We start from the raw sequence: 19,609 nt of genomic DNA on the forward strand, positions 1-19,609 counted from the left end.
AAAGATTTTGACGCAATCGTTAAATCTCCCCAAGAACATACCGACCAAATAGAAAGGTTAAAATATTTTAAACAACTAAATATTTTAATTGACCCGGTACAAAATATATTCATCCGAATAAAGAATAAGCCAAAATCCGATTCGCTCGCAACGCTCTATGTAGGTAACGAAATAGCTTCTGAGATTCGCTTTGATAATGACGGACCCGTACCAGTAATTTTAGACACGTTGGCGGTTTCAAAATGGCGCAAAAAAGGGCTGACGCAATGGCTGCTGCTTTATTTATTTTTATATTCTGTAAATATTTGTGATGTAAAAATAGTCAGGACAAATGCAATCACCGGCACTAACGGGCTTCCGGAAAACCTATGGAAAAAATATAATGGGACCGGAGCGCAATTCTACAAAACGATACAGGAAATTGCCGTCAAGGGGGTCCATTTTGAGCTTTCTATTGCCGGAATTGGATATGCAGAATTTAATCTGAAAGAAATAAATTATGATAACTGGAGAAAATATCTTGAAGAACATAAGCCTTTGTCAGCTATTGTAAAGGGTAATCAGAAAGAAAACGATGCGGCTGCAACGCTTCCTTCAACTTACGACAATTTCATTTTGAAACTTCAAGAGGATCCGGAGTTTTTCAAAAAAGCGCTCAATAAGTGTTATCCCGATAATATAAACAGTACAAATGAAAAAGAATGGGCAAAAGCCGCAAATAAAATGACCGAAGAACGGCTGCACAATGTTCTTGCAGCTATTAAGAATTTGGGAGAGAATTGGTGGAAGGATGATGTTATTAATTTAGTAAAAGACGCAGCAATTAGAGAGGATCTTATAATTCTGCGCCGTATCTGCCAAATATATTATGCTCCTGTTAGTGAAGCATTGCAGTTGATTAGTCTCGCGAAAAGAGCATTTAGAAAGGTGCTTTCAATAAAGTCAAAATCAAAAAAAGTGATAAAGGAAGCCATAGCAAAAGCGATAACGGAAGTTGCGGGTATATTTGTGGAGAAGCACGGGTCGCAAACTGAAGTAGAAAGGGAAATAAGATTGCAGGGTGTAACGGACATATTGAAAGCAATATATTTGGGGATAGATGAGGCAGTAAAAACAGCAGGTAAAGCAGTGCTTGGAATAGATAAAATTTCCGAAAAAGTATTTAAAATTGCCGTAGAAAAACACAGGGAATATAACAGAAGCCATCCCGAAGCGCCGCTGAGTAGAAATATAGCTAACGTGAAAAAGGCGGAGATTCTCGGTTATGATGAATATGCAGGCAAAGTTCTCGGTTACTATAGAGCGCGAAAGGGGCTTATTGATGCCATCAAAGATGGGGATATTAAGGCTTATAGATCGGATTATCAAAAAATTTTGGATTGCGCGATAGCAATCAAACAGTCATATATGAATAAACAGATTGATCTTAAAGCTGTTGTTAAGAAATTGGCGGGAGAAGGAAAACTCAGAGAATTTTATATCAAGGTTAAGAGAAAAGAAAACCTTGTCGCCCTTGGACAGTGGGACGAGATTTTACACTCGGCAGGGGATAAATTCAGCATCGAGCAGAAGCAGTGGATCGAAGAAACAGCTGACAAAATAATTGCGGCGTTTCCTCAAGATCGGCAGAAATCAATTTTAGAGAAAAAGAATGAACTTATCGGAGATACCGTTCCATTTTCTTTAAAGCAATATGCTTTTTTCAAACCAAAACGTGTAGAACAAGCATTGGGTCAGTGCAGAAATGAAGGTGAGCGGGAAAGGTTCGCACAGGATGCTGAGGATATTTTGTATGAAGAAGCCACTTTTGAAAAAGGTGGCCACTATGGTTCAACAATGCGGTATCCTGGGCCGAATCCTGTACCCATGATAATCATGCGTGCTACGAATAATGAAGCCATTTTCGTGGCTGTTTACATCCATGAAATAATCCATTATCTAGCTCTTAAAGGCATAATTGGTATTCCAGCCAGCGTTGAGATCGTAGGACACGTACTGTCAACGATAGAAAAAGCAGTCTACGACGACGGCCGGAAAGCGACGGAAGAGATTTTGTTCAATGCCGGACTAGAATGGCAAAGGAATAATCCGGATACCGAAATTACAGTGATGGAATTAAACCAAGCGACACATGATACTATCATACAAAACTGGGAAAGATTGGGGCTATCATCGCTTTCAGATGCCCAGTATTTGCTGTTTAACGAGACTGCTGGACGTACTTCGGGAACTTTCCTTGGGGGCATATTTTGGGCAAGGAGCCGCGGTGACGAAGCTACAGCGCTCAAGTCTGCAATCGCTTGGATGGACACCTTTATAGCGACTAATGCCAACAACGTTCCTCTTTTGTATGTCGACCCCGATTATCTTATTGCAGAAAAAAAGGGTTTGACTGAAAAATGGGATAAATTAAGGACAAGAAATTTAATTCGCACTCTTACAGATTGTGCGGCAGGTCACGACCCTAATTACTTAAGAACCATAAACGAAGGCATAAGGCCCGTATGGAAAAAGACAATCGAAGATGACGGCTGGACACTGGATGCTGCAAAGAAGATAGCGACAAAGGGTTCTGATGGAAAATGGGACGCTAAACCCGGCTGGGAAGTTGTTGTTGAATTGCTAAATACGCGGAAAAATGGCTCTCCGCTTTTGACTATCCCAGGCACTTACATCGCTTTTGCCAAAGAGCTTTTTGAGAAAACTGTCTCTAAGAGCAAAAAGCTTGCGAGAAGTTGGAACTACCCTAACGACATAAACAGCACAAGCGAAATAGCCTGGACCAAAGCCAAAAACAGTGTTAACGGTTGGTCAAAGGAGCGAAGACTTGCTGCGGTAAACTGGATGCATGCAAATAGTGGTGATTGGTGGAAAAAGATAGATGCAGTAACGAAAGAAGACCTACCTCAGCTAACCCAGGAACAATTCAATCAATTAATAAATGATGTCAAAATTCTTCGCCGTATCTCTGAGATTAATTTTGCGCCAGAACATGAAGCACCGGAATTGATAAAACTTGCGAGGGATGTATGGAATGCGGTAAAAGAAGGGATCAATTTTGAAAAAGCCTTAGAACTGGCCGCAATTATGTTTGTCGGGAAACATCAAAATAAAAGCAACGCAGTTCGTGATGAGCGTATTGAAGGAACAAAGAGCATAATAAGGGCCATTCTGGACGAAGTAAACAAAACAGTGGACAATATATTTGGCTCAGCGGTTAAAATTACTAACATTTCCTGTGACATATGGCGAATTGCCGTAGAAAAGCACAAGGAATATAACATTGCCCATCCCGAAGCGCCGCTGACACAGTCAAGCAAAGAAAGCGGGACAAAAAAATTAAAAGACGTCTTGAATAAAATAATAGGGCCAGATAAATTCCAGCTTGAATACCGATCTGACGGGAGTTATATTGTAACGATAGATGCGGCAGATATAACTGAAGGAAATGCAAAAAAGTTGAAAGCGTTAAACATAAAGATAGCCTTAACAGGGGTAAAAGAATGGGCAGATTATATGGCAGTAATAGCAGAAAATATAGAAGAGTTGGAGTTAACACAAGTAAAAGACATAGCTTTTATAAGGGGACTGAAACAGTTAAGAAAACTGAAAATCAGTGATTCGAAAATAGAAGATTTAAGTTTGTTAGCTAAGATAACAAGCCTAGAGAGTATAGAGCTTGAAAAGTTGGGAAAGCTGAGAAACCTGAGTCTCAGCGAACACATGAAAATTCAAAGTGTGAAGTTAAAGAATCTAAGGAATTTGGAAATGATTGACCTTAGTTTCTCGGGGATACAAAAGCTTGATCTTGGCGAAGGCCTTAGGGAATTGGAAGAACTTAATCTTCGCTCGTGTAAAAATCTTAAAAGTTTGAAATTAGAAAACCTAAGCAGTTTAGAGAATATTGACCTTCAAGAATCAGGGATAGAAACGCTTGAACTTGGCGCTGATCTTGGGGAATTGAAGAATCTTGATTTTAGCTGGTGTAGCAATCTTAGAAATTTGAAGTTAGAAAATTTGAATAGTTTGGAATGGATTAGCCTGAGGGCATCAGGAATAGAAAAGCTTGAACTTGGCGAAGGCCTTGAGAAATTGGAAGAACTTAAACTCAATAAATGTAAAACTCTTAAAAGCTTGAAGTTAGAAAACCTAAGCAGTTTGGGAAGAATTGCCCTTGAAAATTCAGGGATAGAAACACTTGAACTTGGCGAAGGCCTTGGGGAATTGGAAGAACTCGATCTTTCTGAATGTAAAAATCTTAGAAGCTTGAAATTAAGAAACCTAAGCAGTTTAGAGAATATTGACCTTCAAGAATCAGGGATAGAAACGCTTGAACTTGGCGAAGGCCTTGGGGAATTGAAAGTACTTGATCTTCCCTTTTGTGAAAATCTTAAAAGTTTGAAATTAGAGAACCTAAGCAGTTTAGAGAATATTGACCTTCAGGAATCAGGGATAGAAAAGGTTAAACTTGGCGAAGGCCTTGGGGAATTGGAGGAACTTAATCTTCGCTCGTGTGAAAATCTTAAAAACTTAAAATTAGAAAACCTAAGCAGTTTAGAAGAAATTGACCTTCAAGCATCAGGGATAGAAACGCTTGAACTTGGCGAAGGCCTTAGGGAATTGAAAGTACTTGATCTTCACTTGTGTGAAAATCTTAAAAGTTTGAAATTAGAGAACCTAAGCAGTTTGGAAGCGGCTGACCTTGAAGATTCAGGAATAGAAACGCTTAAAGTAGGAAAGATCAGTGTCAAATTAGGAAAATTTCCAAGGGAATATTTGAATGAAATGGTTTCGTGTTGGTTATTATTGCTAAAGAAAAAAATAATTGATAGCCCAAAGAAAATATGGGATGATTTAGTCAGCATTTTAAATCTCAGTTCCGGTGTGGAAAAGAGGATTCTTTCAGCTATCAAAGAACTTTCGCCGATGATTGAAAAATATCCCCAATCGTGGAACGAACTAATTAAACCGATAATTTATAACCAAACGCAAGGCGCATTCCTTTCATTGGAAGCAGTTAAAAAACTCTATGATATGAAAGCAATTCAAACGGACAAAGATATGGAGTTTATTAAAACATTGATTATGGAACAAAGCTTTGGAGCATATAACACATTGAAGAATTTTATTATAAAAGGAATTGAAGGGAAAGAAAAGATTATAACTCTTCCGTTTTCGGTTAAAGAAGGAGTAACCGGTCAAGAAAAGTTGACAGATGAAGCGATAAAGATTATGAAATTCCTTAAAGAGATTGAATACCCTATTTTAGAAGTTTATAAGGTTTATAAAGATCCTGCAAGGAAAAAAGAAAAGGAGGGTTTGTTATCAAGGTGCAGGAATATCCATAAAAAAATAATGGATGGCGATGTGAGCGAGGTTGAGAAAGATCCATTATTCGTACCCATACAGTACTACGTGCTTTCTCCCGAAGCAACTATGGAAGAAGCAATGTATGAAAATCTTAACGAAACCCGTCCGGACAGGAAAGAGGACACCAAAGCGCTAGAACGAGCGGTTGTGAGATGGAAGCCTATCCAATGGAGGAAATTTGAGGCTAGTGTTGGAAATTATAAGCTGAAAGATCCTTCCGAGCCTTTGAATTCTACGCCTTGGGGAACAATCTTGAAAGTAGTAAAAGAGGTGAATAAAGAAGAAAAATCAACATTTAAAGAAGAAGAAAAGAGTAAGCTGGGAAAAGAACTGATTGAAATATTGAAGAATAAGGATTGGAGCAGACACGGCGAAGAGGATATTAAGAAATGGGAAAATAAACGGGAAGAGATAATTAAGCAGTTATATCGGTTGTATAGGAGCAATGGATTTAGCCTGCCGGAAAATTTAAATACCATAGAGCATATAATGAATCATAAACAGTTTGTCGGAGATACACTAAGAGACTTAATCAATGAAGCGGTAAACGCCTATAGAAAAGGAAGCGAAACCAATGAGAAATATTATCAGGAGAGTATGGGAAATCTTTATAGAACCAAGATTAAAGATCCTGCAAAGGGAGCCAAAATAATCCTTGGAATTCTTAAAAATGAAAAGATAGAAGAACCGGTTAAGAAAGAGAGGATTGGGGGAATATTGGGGATAGAAGAAGGCGTGCTGGATATGGTATGGGAAAAAATTAAAGAAAAAAAGGAGTTGGGAAAGATAGAAGAGGTATTATCAGGGATAGAGTTTAAAATCCAGCAAGGAAAAGAAGCGCTAGATTTAGCCCAAGTTTTGCAGGGGGAAGAATACAAACAGATGCAGGGAGAAGTAAACGCTAAGTATGAATTCAATGAGGGGAAAGATAAGTTAAAATTAAGATTTCTGGTTTCAAAAAGAAAAGGGCACGGGGTGGCAGGATACAATATGGGGGTTTGCGTTGCTCCTGACAAACAATTATGGAATAATCCCAATTTTATGAATGCAATCATTTGGGATGAGAAGGGCCTTGCAATGGGCGGTTTCCATATACTGATTATTGAAAATGAAGGAAAGAGATACTTAACGCTTCCCGGGATAAACCCCAGCAGTAAACTGCTTGCGCAGGTTGCGGCAGATTCCATATTTGATGAAATTATCAAATATGCACACGATGTGGCGAAAGTCTTGAAGTGTGAAGAGGTTTTAATTCCTTCAAATTCAACAATCCATTCCAACCGCTCTGAGATTCAAAGAGTGATTGCCTCAAGAGAATATGAAAAGAAGATGCTAAAGGAAATTCAGCCTTTTAGTTATTCCCCCTATAAATACGAATTTCAAGAATGTTTAGTTGTTCCGCCTATAAAATCTAAATTCTGGAAAAATGTAGCTTTGGTATTACGTGAATACATCCCGTCATTATTGCCCCATTTTTATGAGAAACACTTCAAAAAGGGAGAGGTCCCCACCGGCGAGGAGAAGGCTTCCGACCCCAGGATAAAAGGCATAAGGGAGATGCGAAAAGCCGCGATAATCCCGTTTCCTTTTTATGGCGTCAGCTTGCTTGGGCTTCTTGTTCCCTGGGGAGCAATAATTATTTGGCTTACGATAATAGCAGTAACAATTGCATCAATATCATACAGCGGAAAGAAACATTTGGAGTTTAACCGCGAGCATCCCGATAAGCTTTTGACAAAATATAATCAGGCTAGTGGTCCTTCAAAAAAACGCCTGGGTGGAAACAAAATAACAAATATTCGCCAACCTTTAACGCCAAAACAACAATTAGACTTTTACTCAAAGCCAAACCAAGAAGCAATATTATTTAAAAAGGCAATTAAAACAATTGATCCATTGAATGAAAATATTACTGCTCTGGAGAAAGAAGAGCTGGTTAAGAATTATAAGAAAATAATTGAGAACAATCTGGATCTGGCATTAATAGAAATATCACGAGTTAATGGAGATAGGGGAACAATTTATATAAAAGTTAATAAAAATGGTATGCCGGAAATAATTCAGATGGCGTATAACAATGACGGAAAAACATACATAAAAAGCAAGTTTGATTTTAAGAAAAAAATCTCCAATTTAGAATCTAATGAACAGGCCGAATTAAATAAACATTTATTGGATTACAATCCTTTAGGTAATGACGCATTGATTATGAGCGATTTTGATATTTCAGTTTCAGCGCCGGTATTTCAGCTTGAATACACGAGTTCCTATTATAAGGCATTGGAGCTGTTTTATTATATTTATATGAATTTAACAGGAAGCGGCGAAATAAGAGAAATTGAAAATATAATAAGAAAGGGAAAAGACGATTACGCATATTATAAAATACCCGCAAATATAGAAGTAATTGTGATAAATAAAGTTCCTTATATTGTTGGTTTCGGATTAAAAGAAGTGGAAAGAAAAGGGGAGCAAATCCTTGATAGAACGCCTTTTGACGATTTTAACTTTAAGGAAGCTCGGTCTGAAGATGCGAAAAGAGGAATTGCAAAAAGTGAACTGAAAAATTTGTTAAAGGGACTTATTGATAAGAGTTCTTTTTCACTAACCGACAAATAAAAGGAAGAGTTTATCAAGAAATTTGATGAAATGCCGGGAGAAACTATTTTAAATAATGCGATTGAGCAGTTTAAGCAAGAACAAAGCAAAAAAGATGAATCGTTGTCGGGAAGCGAAACCGCGGAAACAACAGTTGCAGGCCAGGAACCCGAGAAATCGCATGAAACACTAGACGAGACGAAAAGCCAATTATTAAGCCAAGAAACACCGACCGATGACGAAATCATAGATTTTCTTGATAAAAACGGAGAATTGTTAAAAGCGAATAATGTTAAATTAATTGAGGCGGACGACATATTATTAAAATTTAGAAAAGACAACCATCGTCTGCCGGATTTAAAAGAATTTAAAAATGAAATTGAAGTCATAAAGAAATTCCGTGAAAAAAACAAACAATTATTAACAGATCAACATATTTTGAGCAGTGACGAACTTAATGTTCTAATTAAGTTCGAAAAACAAAATAATTATATTCCGGAAAAAGTAGAATTAGAAATCGCGATAGCATTTGATGCGCACATTAAAGAGAGAAACCCCAATGTACCGGGGACACTTATACCAACTAAAGACCAGGTGGATACGATCAAAAGTCATGTCGGTCCAGGTTTTGGTGCTAAAAAAGCCGTAAGATTCCAGCTTTCAAGATGGAAATGGCTGACCAACAAACCGATGACAAAACCTGCTACTTATGATAAATTTCGTTCAGTTTACAATCTCTTTTACAGGTCTAAGCCTCTTCCGGAGAACTGGCAGGGCTTGGCGCAGTACGCTAAACTGAAGAGAAAAGTGGAAATCTTTTTTGCGCCTTTTTTTGAAGTATTTAGTTTTGTGTTTAATCCGGTCGGATTTTTGCGTGCCCATACACCTGCAAAGGCAAGGAAAATAGGCGTTGCAGTAATCTGGAGTTCAGCCGTTGGCATGGGAATGGTGCCTTGGGTGATACTTGGTATCAGCTGGATAGCTTTGGGCTGGAGTATTTTAGCGGTATTTTTATCAAATATGATTTTACATTCAATTTATAATATCTTTTTTGGAACTGGAACAAAGGCAAATGCTCCGCTGGCAATTGAAATTAAAGATGAAAACGCTGCGAGAGAGCTTATAAAAACAAAATGCTATGAAAAATTCGGACATCAACCTGAGGACTGGGAAACTGAAATGATTCTAGATGCTTTAAAGTGTAAACCGAATAATACCGCAATAGGCGACGCTATTGAGAATTTCTTAAATCATGAGCAAGAACTTCGAAATCTATTCATAAAAAAGTTTCATCAGCCACCAATGCCTGGGGAATTAGAGGTCTTATTTAATATTACGGCTGCTGCCGACGATGATAAATTCTCAGAAACCGTAGGCCAACTGCTTGAAGAAACAGGAAAAGCTGAACTGGAAAAATTAGTTGTACGCAAAGAAATAAAAGTTTTGTTTGCAAAGGAGCTGAATAATATATATGAAAAGTATCTTTCCGTAACTAATATAGAAAAAAATGAATTTATTCGGAGTTTGAGCATCCAATACGAAGCTAATTTGAAAACTGAGGAACACACGGCGGTTTTCAAAGATTTGGTTTCTAATTTAAAATTGGATGATTCAACTAAATTACTCATTCTGAAAAAAATCATATTTTTAGCGTATTTTTTACCTATAAAAGTAAAAAAACATTTTGAAGTAACTGAAGAACCTGTTGAATATGCCGGTATGTATCTGGTAAGAGTGAAAAAAATAGGAAAGGCCGGCTCAGAAAAAACGCTTGTTGTCCCTTTAAACGATTCAGCAGAAGCCAAGCTCGCGCTTGAAGTGGCGGTGTATGAAACACTGGGCGGATACGGGGGAATTCCTATAATAGAAAAATTCTATGGGGCAGATGAGTATGGCGCTCTAGCACTTCTTTTTGACCAAGTTGTTGACTTAGATACTTTTACGATGACATTTGAGCTTGTGAATTCGTATATCAACCGAAAAAAAGGAGAAGGAAAAATAAAATATGAGGAAATAAAAAAAGCAGTTTTGAGCGACATTGAAATTGTTAAAAATAAAACTAAACTTCCTCCCGGGAAAATAAAAGCATTAATATTTATGGTAATAAGTTATTATGCCGCTCAGGATGATAAAACTTTTGAAGAAAGTCTTGAAGATGTTTTATCATCAAAGAAAATTCAAGAAGCCGTGGGGCGGCAGCTGACCAAAGTGTCTACATATGACAAATTTTGTCCGGTTTATAAACTTTTTACCGGCAAAGAATTGCCTAAAGGTTGGCAGGATTGGCTCAGATATTCCGCTCTTAAGAGAAAAGTGCAAATCTTTTTTGCGCCTGTTGTTGAAGTATTAAGTTTTGTGTTTAATTCAATAGGCTTTTTACTAGACCATTTTGAAAGAAAAACACAAAGAAGCCTTGTTTTTGAAATATTTTTAATTGCATTAAGTTTTGCTATAGGGCTTTTATTCCCGATGCAATGGATTGCGGTAGTAGGACTATCTTTAAGCAATATTTTAAACGGAATTTATAGTTTAATCGTTAAAGCGAACTTGGAAAAAAATATAGGATCTGTTAAAAAAGGCATTGAAGAACTGAATAAACTGGAGCTTGCGAAAAATCCGCCTTTGGAAGAGTTCCAGACATTGAGTAATATAATTGAGAAGATGAAGCCTGAAGTTTTGAAAAATCAGAAAATATTGTCGGCTATAGCAGAAAAAATTGATGTGATAATCGGAATAAGAAAAGATTCTTTCGGAGAAGAACAGCCGGCTTTGCGGACAATATTTGGCGCAAACTCTTCTATTAGTAAGACAATTTGCACGATAATTAAAACTATTTATGCAGACAGAGACATTGATAAATATGATTTAAGTTACAGAATAGGTAAAATTATGGAAAATGAACAAAAAGATTTCTATAACAAGAAAACATTTTCAGAATTCGGTAAAGATGAAATATGGACATCGGAGTATGTAATCGGAATGGCAAAAAGGCAAAAATTTGTTGATATGGTAAATTCTGCAGTAGAAAAAGAGCTCAATACTAACCAAATACATGATAAAAAAATAGATAAATCTGAAATTTATAGGACAATCGGGGTTGCAGTGATATTGGGAATTACAATAGTGTCTGCAGTCATTTTCCCTGTATTGCCGTTTATAGGACCTGCGGTTGAGTTTATTTCATTACTGATAACGAATATTCTGTCTTTAATAGGAATTCAAATCTCAGGGATAATGCTGGTTATTTTACAGTCCTTAATTGCGGCTGGAATAGTAAATATTTTCAGCCATTTTATCTATCAATTAACGAAAGGCGAACAATATAATATCGAAAGCTTGCCCAAAGAACTGGGGATTTGGCTTAATACGCTGAGAAATGTGATATCGCTAGAATGGCTTGAGCATTTCAAGAAAACAACTTTTGAAGGGACAAACAAATTTAGCAGAGGTATAAATCCCTTTGTATTTGCTTCTCTTGAATCCGATGGCGCAATATTGAATAAAGAATTATCCGGAATAAAAATATTAGCTCTTGCTGATAACATTGAGAAGCTAAGTCCACTGGGTTATTCTGTTACATTTAAAACAGATGAAGGTAAAGTAATAAAGTCTGCTGTCTGGGCAAAAAATGATGATGGCAGTTTGGCAATATATCTTGATATGAGAGAACTGCCGGCAGATAAAAAAGAAACTTTTTTTCAAGAAGCTGTTAAAGACATAATAACCCAGCTGGGAGGAGCTTACGGTCTTTCCGGAAACAGAAATATTCTGGAAATATTAAGCGGACTGGGAATAAAAGAGTTCTCAAGCTGGGATTTTTCTAACCCCGTTCTAATTACAAGCGATGCCGAGATTAATCAATGGAAAAAGAACGATTCTTTTGCAATTAATTTCCCGCGAGTGCCTATAGTTTCATTAGAAAGTTTCAAACAGTTCAGCCCGGGCGAGGCGAAAGAATTTATCGCAAATCTTTCGGCATTAAAAAACAATCATGCTCTTACAAAAAGCGGGCAGACAATATTGAAAACAAAAGTACCAAGCATAGCAAAAGCTTATAAAGAGGGAGAAGCGTTAAAACTTGGCAATGTTTCAAGACTCTTTAATGCAAATATTTTCACTTCAATAAATGGGAATTTTAAAAGCAGTAATAAAGGATATAGAGAAGGTTTTATAGATAATGAGCATTTTTTCGGGAGAAAAGTTATTGCGGGCTATTTCAATATTAGAAATATTAAAACTCTTAATAATGAAGAAATAAAAGAAATTAGCAACACGCTTGGGATAGACGGTCTTTATTTTGATTTTGGCAATGAAACTATAACAAATGAAGATGCTAAAAATTTCATAAATGACATTCTTGGCGAGATCCGTGCTGATGTAGTAATTAATATATATTTCGGAAATAAAAAATTTGCTAAAGGAATATTTCCCGAAAGAGTAAAAACAGTTATAAAGAAATCTGTAAAAGAACAGGGTTTTTCAAAATACTTTTCTTCAGATAATATTTACGAAATTAGTATTGACAATGATATTACCGACGGAGAATTAATTAAAGTGTTTCAAGAGATAAGCAATATTCCTTCTTCAATCAGCTTGATATTTGATCTGGAGAAACTGAAAAAAGCCGCTGGCAATATCAGGGATGTTCTTGATGAAAAATTGTTTATTATTAATATACTTAAAAATTTGAACTGCATTCTTAAAACTCCGGAAGAAAAAATAACTTACGAAAGAAATTTTGTGAAAAACATGGAAACAAAATATTTTCCCAAAATGAGTGAAACCGAAGAAGAAAATGAAAAGATTTTTGAAACTTTAGAAAAAACACTTGATATGATAAAAACAGGCAATTTAGCTAATGGAAAAACGGAAGAATTATTGAAAATATTTAGGCCTGAATCTTTCATAGGACTTCATCTAAAAGAACTTTATAACGGCGAAAAACCTGATACCGTTTCTTTGAAGGCGTTTATCAACGCTTTGTTGGAAATGATGCTTGTTAAACAGGCAAAACCCGGCTTTGAATTTGCCGATATAAGAATGAGAGAAAAATTAGGCAAGGCATTATATGAGCAAAGAATCAACGGTAAGACTAAGGATAAAAACGAAATTGAAAACAAGCTAATTAAACTTAATGCTTTAATAACAAAACTGAACACGGAAAAATTTTATAGGGCAGTTGACAAAAATATATCTGAACTTGAATTAGAAATAGCAAGTACTGGAACTAGCGCGGAGCAAAAAGCTGTAGCCAGGGACGCTATGATAGAAATTATTAAACTTTGGTCTGAGCCGAAGTGGAAGAAAAAAATCAATAAAACTCCTCAAAGTATTGATACTGAAAAGGTTAAGAATATTCTGTCAGCGGCATAATTTAGTAAAAGGCGTGTAAAAGTGTAAATGTTTAGAAGGTTACGAAAGTAAAAAGCTTTTAAGTATTTATCCTTCTAAACCTTAACACTTTCTTAACTCTCATAACGCAGTCTCAAAAAAGTTTGACAGAATCTGCGTTTTTAGGTATAATTCCTACCTTAAAATAGATCTCCGTTTCAGCCATTTCTGCTATTTAAAACATATTGTTAATTCAACCCAAATTTTGCAACAGATTGCAAAATTTGTCCCAAAGGGACAGCCCGTCATCGACGAGCTGGGTTAACCCCGCACCATTTATAACTTGTTCAATTAAATGTTTGCCGGGGTTTCCAGCTGACACTCTTTTAAAGTGCTTCATTTTTCAGCATTTTCAATGGTGTGGCACTACGTGCAGATTTTTCTATTGAAAAATCTGGGTTCAATATAATTTGCCAAAAAAGGATATTAAACATGGTTAAACGCACATTTCAACCAAACAGAAGGCACCGCAAAAAAACTATCGGTTTTCGCGCCAGAATGAAATCTAAAGGCGGAAGAAGAGTATTAAGCGCGCGCAGAAGAAAGGGCCGGAAGATACTGAGCGCATAATTAGGAGACACTGAAAGACTATCTTTTCTGTTCCTCCGCCAGTGGCGGATCGCGTTTAACTTGAAAATTCCCCGCATCTTGATGCGGGGTAACCAATAACTTCTCCCTTTGAAAAAGGGAGATTGAGAGGGATTTGGCGTTATTGAATCTCCCCTCACCCCTCTTTTTCAAAGAGGGGAACATCTGATACCCCGCAGACTTGAAGAAATAAAACTGTAAAGACTTTGTTATTTTGATATTTTCTTAATTGTTGTTTGGATTTAGCCTTATAACTTAATTATATGCGAGAAAATAAGGACCTCAAATATACTTTTAGGTTTTCCGAAAGACTTCATCTTCAAAAAGATTTTGATAAAATCTTCAAATCGGGCCGGAAAGCGGTTCACCCGGCGATTTTTGTTTATTCATTTTCCAGAAATGACAGATCTAAAATCCGCAGGCTGGGACTTATCACTTCGGGAAAACTTGGGCTTGCAGTAAAAAGAAATACTCTCAAAAGAAGACTGCGCGAAATTTTTAGATTAAACAAGCACAACTTAAAAACCGGGATAGATTTATTGTTTATTCCCAAGAAGGCCGCAATTGATATGGATTACCATAAACTTGAGGAAACAGTAATTTCTCTTCTAGAAAAGCTTAATGCAATAACAGTATGAAAAAAATATTACTTTTAATTATAAGGCTTTACCAAATTATTTTTTCTTTCTTGCCTCATAGGTGCAGGTTCAGTCCGACTTGTTCCCATTACACTTACGAAGCTATTGAAAAATACGGTGTTTTCAGGGGAACATGGCTGGGGATAAAAAGAATTCTAAAATGCCACCCGTTCCATAAAGGGGGGTACGATCCTTTACCCCGTAAGAGATAACCGGCTAATATGTTTTGTGCTTTTTGACGTCCTCTAAAGGGGTCACTGCGAGGAACCTTTCGAATTAGTTCAGGGTGACGAAGCAGTCCGATGTAGAGCATCGTCCCGAGTAAAACGAGGGATCTTCTTCCGTTACATCATGGATCCTTCGCTTTGCTCAGGATGACCCTACGGGTCAGATTGCTTCCCCCGACGTTCGTCGGAGTCGCAATGACAGACAAAAACGGGATTCGTGGCAGTTTCATAATTAGTTTATAATCACCATAATTATTATCTAAAAAATCACTGAAATCAGGCATAATAAATTATACCAAGAGGAAATTAAATGCAAAAGAATACGTTTTTGGCAATATTTTTATCAACGCTTTTTCTGATTGTATGGTGGACCTACTTTCAGCCTAAACCGGCAAAAGTTCCCGTAGTTCCTAGAACGGAAGTTCCAGCTGAACAAGCGATAGACATTAGGAAGCTTGGGGAATCGCCGAAAATATCAAAGGAAGTCCTTTTAGAAAATATTGCAACCCCGGAAAAAGAAATAATTGTAGAAACCAAAAAATATCGGGTTGTTTTTACTAACAGAGGAGCTGCGATTAAGAGCTGGATAATTAAAGAAATAAACGGAAATTTAGTAGATCTTGTGCTTGGAAAAAATTCAAGCGTTATGGCAACTTTCCCGGGTTCAAATTATACCGTATCTCAGCCGGAGCCTTTTAAGATTGTTTTTAAACATACTTCGCCTCAAGGTTGGGAAATAGTAAAAACCTATAATCTTTCCAAAGAATATCTCCATAATTTGACAATAGAACTTAAAAAAATTAAAAAATCTGCCAAGCTTCCTTACATTTCCGTCGGCTGGGGCCCGGGCCTAGGAACTGATTATAAAGAGCTTAAAGAAAATACCGGCTTAATTCGCGTTTTGGGTTATACGATTGCAAAGCCGCCTAAACTGGAAAAACTTAAAAATGGCGAGCATTCAGGCACCTTTTATGAGTGGACCGCAATTGACAACAGATATTTCCTTGCCGCGTTTATACCGGAAAACGGAAAAGGTTTTCCAAACATTGAAGTTTATAAAGAAAATAAGAATAGCCCTTTAGGAATAAACTTGTTTTCAACACCTAAGCCCGATTCTTTAAAAGAGGAATTTTCTGTTAATTATTATGTGGGCCCGAAAGAGTATAACATGCTCAAGTCGTTCAATCTTAAACTTGAAGAAACGGTTGATTTTGGCTTTTTTGGATTTCTGGGAAAAGGGGTGCTTTATGTGCTCCATTTTATAAAGAACATTACAAATAATTTCGGCTGGGCGATAATAATTTTAACCGTAATCATGCAAATTATAGTTGCTCCGCTTACGATAAAGAGTTTTAAGGCTTCTGCCGCAATGAAACAGCTTCAGCCTCATATTAAAGAACTTCAGGATAAATATAAGAATGATTCAAAACGGCTCAATGCCGAAGTACTTAATTTATATAAGACGCAGAAGGTAAATCCTTTAGGAGGGTGCCTTCCGATGATTTTGCAGCTTCCGATTTTTTGGGCGCTTTTTACAACGCTTAGAAATGCTTACGAGCTGAGGGGAGCTAATTGGATATTGTGGGTTAAAGACCTTTCAGCGCCGGATTCGGTTGCTGCTTTCGGGAGTTTCAATTTGAATATTTTGCCTCTTATTATGGGTATAGGAATGTTTTTACAGCAGAAAATGATGACGGTTCAGACCGATCAGATGCAGGCAAGGATGATGTATATGATGCCCGTTATTTTTACTTTTATGTTCTGGGGTTTTCCTTCAGGACTTGTTATATATTGGCTTACAAACAGCGTTCTTACAATGCTGGAGCAATATTTTATTATGAAAGGGATGGATTCGCCCCGTTAGAAACATTTAAACGTTAAGAAAAAATTAAAGATAACGAATATATAAATCTGCTCTTTCGTAGTTTTGGGAATAAACAGCTGTTTAGCTGTTTCTAACGGGGTAAAGCCCCATTAGAGATACAAAAATAATAAATTTTATCCTTATGAAGGATAACTAAAAAGTGTCAGAAAGTCATTCCGAACTTAACAGCATAAAAAGAATGTCATCCTGAATTTATTTCAGGATCTCGGTTTTGAGATGCTGAACCAAGTTCAGCATGACAAAATTGAAATTGACCCTGACCTCCCCCCGCATGGTTTCTTTGAAACCAAATCAACGGGGCAGGCACGGCGGACAGGCAAGTTCAGGGTGACAGCTTAGAAATCTACTTGGCGGTCTTAATGCGGCGAAATCAAAAAATACTAAAGATGTTATACTTGCGGAGGTAAAATAGATGGCTGAAATTGAAGTAGAAGGAAAAACGGTTGAAGAAGCAATTCAAGAAGGGCTTAAAAAGCTCGGCTGTAACAGAGAAGACGTTGAAATTAAAATCTTGAATGAAGGTTCTAACGGGCTTTTCGGCCTTATGGGAAATAAACCGGCTGTTGTACAGCTTAAATCAAAGCTGGAAACGGATCTGGTTGATTATGATTTGGCGCAGAAAAAAACAAAGGAAATTCTTTCAGAGCTTTTAAATCTTATGAAAATAAATTATAAGCAGATTAACACTGCTCTGATGACCGGAAGAGTGCTTGCAGATATTAAAAGCGACGAAAGCGGAATAATTATCGGGCGAGGCGGGCAGACCCTTGATGCAATAGAGCTGGTATTAAATTTAATTTTAAACAAAGACAAAAATACCCGCACTAAAGTTTCGGTTGATACCGATAAATTTCATCTTAAACACGAGGAGCAAATCCAGAAATTGGCAAAGGATGCTGCGGATCAGGTAAGAAAAACCGGTTCAATTTATCATTTCGGCCCAATGCCTTCAAAAGACAGAAAAACTATACACGAATTCTTAAAATCAGACAATGATGTAGAAACTTATTCGGAAGGCGAAGGCCTTTTAAGAAAACTTTGCATCAAACTGAAAGACAACAGCAACCAGTAACCCGCAACCAGTTACCGGTAAAAACAAAATCAAAAATATTTAATCGCCTTTGCTGGTCGCCGGTCACAGGTGGCTGGTAACGGCTTTTTAAAAATGAAAAGATTTATAATTTTATTATTTATAAATATTTTTTTTGCCGGCACATTATTTTGCGTTAAAATACCTGACGGAAATATAACGGTTGCCATATCTACCGAAGCGGCAACCCAGCCGCTTACAAAGGAAGAACAGGAAGAAGAACAAATAACCACGGACACCGAAGGGGAAAACGCTGCAGTTGAGTTTGGCGAGAAAAAACCCGAAGTCCCGTGGCCTTCCGAAAAAATGCTGATAAATGCCGAGAAACTTTTCAGGAAGGCTGTTATGGCCTATTCTGACGGCAATAAACAAAAGGCCGGCAAGCTTTTTACTGAAAGCTTGTCTCAAATTCAGTCCGCTGTTATGCCCGCCGAAGCGCATTATTATCTAAAAGACCAGTATGAAAACTTGTTTCTTAAAATACATGATCTTACATATCAGGACGAGTCCACATTAACGGCAAAAGCCTATAAAATACCGATGGATGCGGAAAATCCTGTTGTAAAAAAATATCTTGATCAGTACAAGCAGGGAACGTCCAAAGAAAGGATAAAAAGGGCATTAGAAAGATCAGGAAAATATCAAGATATGATTTTCCCTTCGTTAAGAAAATACAATTTGCCGAAAGAATTAATTTATCTTCCCGTGGTTGAAAGTTTATACGACGTGAACGACCTTTCACGCGCCGGCGCGCTCGGAATATGGCAGTTTATGCCTCAAACTGCGCGCGGTTTCGGCCTGAAAGTTAACTATTGGATTGACGAAAGAAAAGATACTGAAAAATCAACAATTGCGGCGGCGAGGTATTTGCGCGATTTATATATTCTTTTTGACGACTGGCACCTGGCTTTAGCGGCGTATAACAGGGGAGAATTCGGCCTTGGGCGGGATATGCATTTTTCCCAGGCAGTTAATATTGAACAGTTCAAGGATAGAAAGGCGGTTCCTAAAGAAACCGAAAATTATGTTCCTCAGTTTATAGCGGTGACTCTGATCGGGGATAATCCAAAGCAGTACGGGTATAATCTTAAATTTGACAAACCTATTGAGTATGATGAAACCATAATAAACAATGTGATTGATTTAAAAATTGTAGCTGAATGCGCGAAAACGACAGTGGAAGAGATTCGTGAGCTTAACCCTTCCATAATGGCATGGTGCACCCCGCCGAACTATCCTGAGTTTAAACTGAAACTGCCGAAAGGTTCTAAAGAAACATTTCTTGCCAGTATTGCTACGGTAAAAGACTTAAATCCAACGCGCGGATTTTTGAAATACAAAGTTAAAAAAGGCGACTGGATAGAAAAAATAGCAAAAAAATTCAACACTACAGTCAAGGCAATTAAAGAAGACAACAAGCAGCTCCGCGGTAAAAAATACCTCAGAATAGGGCAGTCCTTAATAATCCGCCCCGGTAAGAAATACTTCAATTAATACTGCAGCACAAAAAACAGTAGATAGTCCTCGGACCCATAGGGTCCTATGGACCCGAGGGTAGGTAGTAGGTAGGAAAAGCCACAAAAAAATCTTTATTCATCCAAAAACTACAGAAAATCCTCCTCAGAATACTTTCTAAACATAAAATCCTTCATTATTCAATGCATTTTGCCAATTCCAGATTTTTCATATTTTTTTCACCCCTGCCATAATTTTTTTACAAATTTATTGTAATATTAAGCACTTTATTAGAAATTTGTTGTAAACAATAAACTATGTCCCGCATAAACATTAAAAAATCAACCATTTTCCAAACGGTGACTGG

General features: G+C 37.1%; 8 protein-coding genes. All 8 read left to right on the plus strand.

Annotated elements, in window-relative coordinates:
* Nucleotides 1-228: 228 nt before the first annotated feature.
* The 8 genes from NT145_07900 (at nucleotide 229) to NT145_07935 (ending at nucleotide 19,281) form a co-directional block, all read left to right on the plus strand.
* Nucleotides 229-7,989 (plus strand): leucine-rich repeat protein, encoded by a 7,761-nt coding sequence (locus NT145_07900; GenBank protein ID MCX5782603.1) that lies wholly within the window; start codon nucleotides 229-231, stop codon nucleotides 7,987-7,989.
* A gap of 30 nt (nucleotides 7,990-8,019) precedes the next feature.
* Nucleotides 8,020-13,341: a hypothetical protein gene (locus tag NT145_07905; protein MCX5782604.1), complete on the plus strand. Its 5,322-nt coding sequence runs from the start codon at nucleotides 8,020-8,022 to the stop codon at nucleotides 13,339-13,341.
* A 450-nt stretch (nucleotides 13,342-13,791) separates the two neighbouring features.
* Nucleotides 13,792-13,929 (plus strand): 50S ribosomal protein L34, encoded by a 138-nt coding sequence (rpmH, locus tag NT145_07910; protein MCX5782605.1) that lies wholly within the window; start codon nucleotides 13,792-13,794, stop codon nucleotides 13,927-13,929.
* Nucleotides 13,930-14,210: 281 nt separating this feature from the next.
* A complete protein-coding gene (gene rnpA, locus NT145_07915; protein MCX5782606.1) occupies nucleotides 14,211-14,585 on the plus strand; it encodes a ribonuclease P protein component in 375 nt (124 codons plus the stop codon).
* Entirely contained in the window at nucleotides 14,582-14,797 is a 216-nt protein-coding gene (yidD, locus tag NT145_07920; GenBank protein MCX5782607.1) for a membrane protein insertion efficiency factor YidD, read from the plus strand. The genes rnpA and yidD overlap by 4 nt, the downstream gene beginning before the upstream one ends.
* A 325-nt stretch (nucleotides 14,798-15,122) precedes the next feature.
* Nucleotides 15,123-16,676, plus strand: coding sequence for a membrane protein insertase YidC (yidC, locus tag NT145_07925; protein ID MCX5782608.1), 1,554 nt, complete (start codon nucleotides 15,123-15,125; stop codon nucleotides 16,674-16,676).
* Between the two features lie 433 nt (nucleotides 16,677-17,109).
* On the plus strand, nucleotides 17,110-17,769 hold the full coding sequence (locus NT145_07930) for a protein jag (protein ID MCX5782609.1): 660 nt from the start codon (nucleotides 17,110-17,112) through the stop codon (nucleotides 17,767-17,769).
* Between the two features lie 93 nt (nucleotides 17,770-17,862).
* A complete protein-coding gene (locus tag NT145_07935) occupies nucleotides 17,863-19,281 on the plus strand; it encodes a transglycosylase SLT domain-containing protein (protein MCX5782610.1) in 1,419 nt (472 codons plus the stop codon).
* Nucleotides 19,282-19,609 lie beyond the last annotated feature (328 nt).

The organism is Elusimicrobiota bacterium, assembly GCA_026388075.1.
In the GTDB taxonomy this organism is placed as follows: domain Bacteria; phylum Elusimicrobiota; class Endomicrobiia; order Endomicrobiales; family JAPLKN01; genus JAPLKN01.

What these genes read in the sequence shown, in the direction of transcription:
- NT145_07930 (MCX5782609.1), top strand. Translation starts at nt 17,110, where the DNA reads ATGGCTGAAATTGAAGTAGAAGGAAAAACGGTTGAAGAAGCAATTCAA.
- yidD (MCX5782607.1), top strand. Translation starts at nt 14,582, where the DNA reads ATGAAAAAAATATTACTTTTAATTATAAGGCTTTACCAAATTATTTTT.
- NT145_07905 (MCX5782604.1), top strand. Translation starts at nt 8,020, where the DNA reads ATGCCGGGAGAAACTATTTTAAATAATGCGATTGAGCAGTTTAAGCAA.
- NT145_07935 (MCX5782610.1), top strand. Translation starts at nt 17,863, where the DNA reads ATGAAAAGATTTATAATTTTATTATTTATAAATATTTTTTTTGCCGGC.
- yidC (MCX5782608.1), top strand. Translation starts at nt 15,123, where the DNA reads ATGCAAAAGAATACGTTTTTGGCAATATTTTTATCAACGCTTTTTCTG.
- rpmH (MCX5782605.1), top strand. Translation starts at nt 13,792, where the DNA reads ATGGTTAAACGCACATTTCAACCAAACAGAAGGCACCGCAAAAAAACT.
- rnpA (MCX5782606.1), top strand. Translation starts at nt 14,211, where the DNA reads ATGCGAGAAAATAAGGACCTCAAATATACTTTTAGGTTTTCCGAAAGA.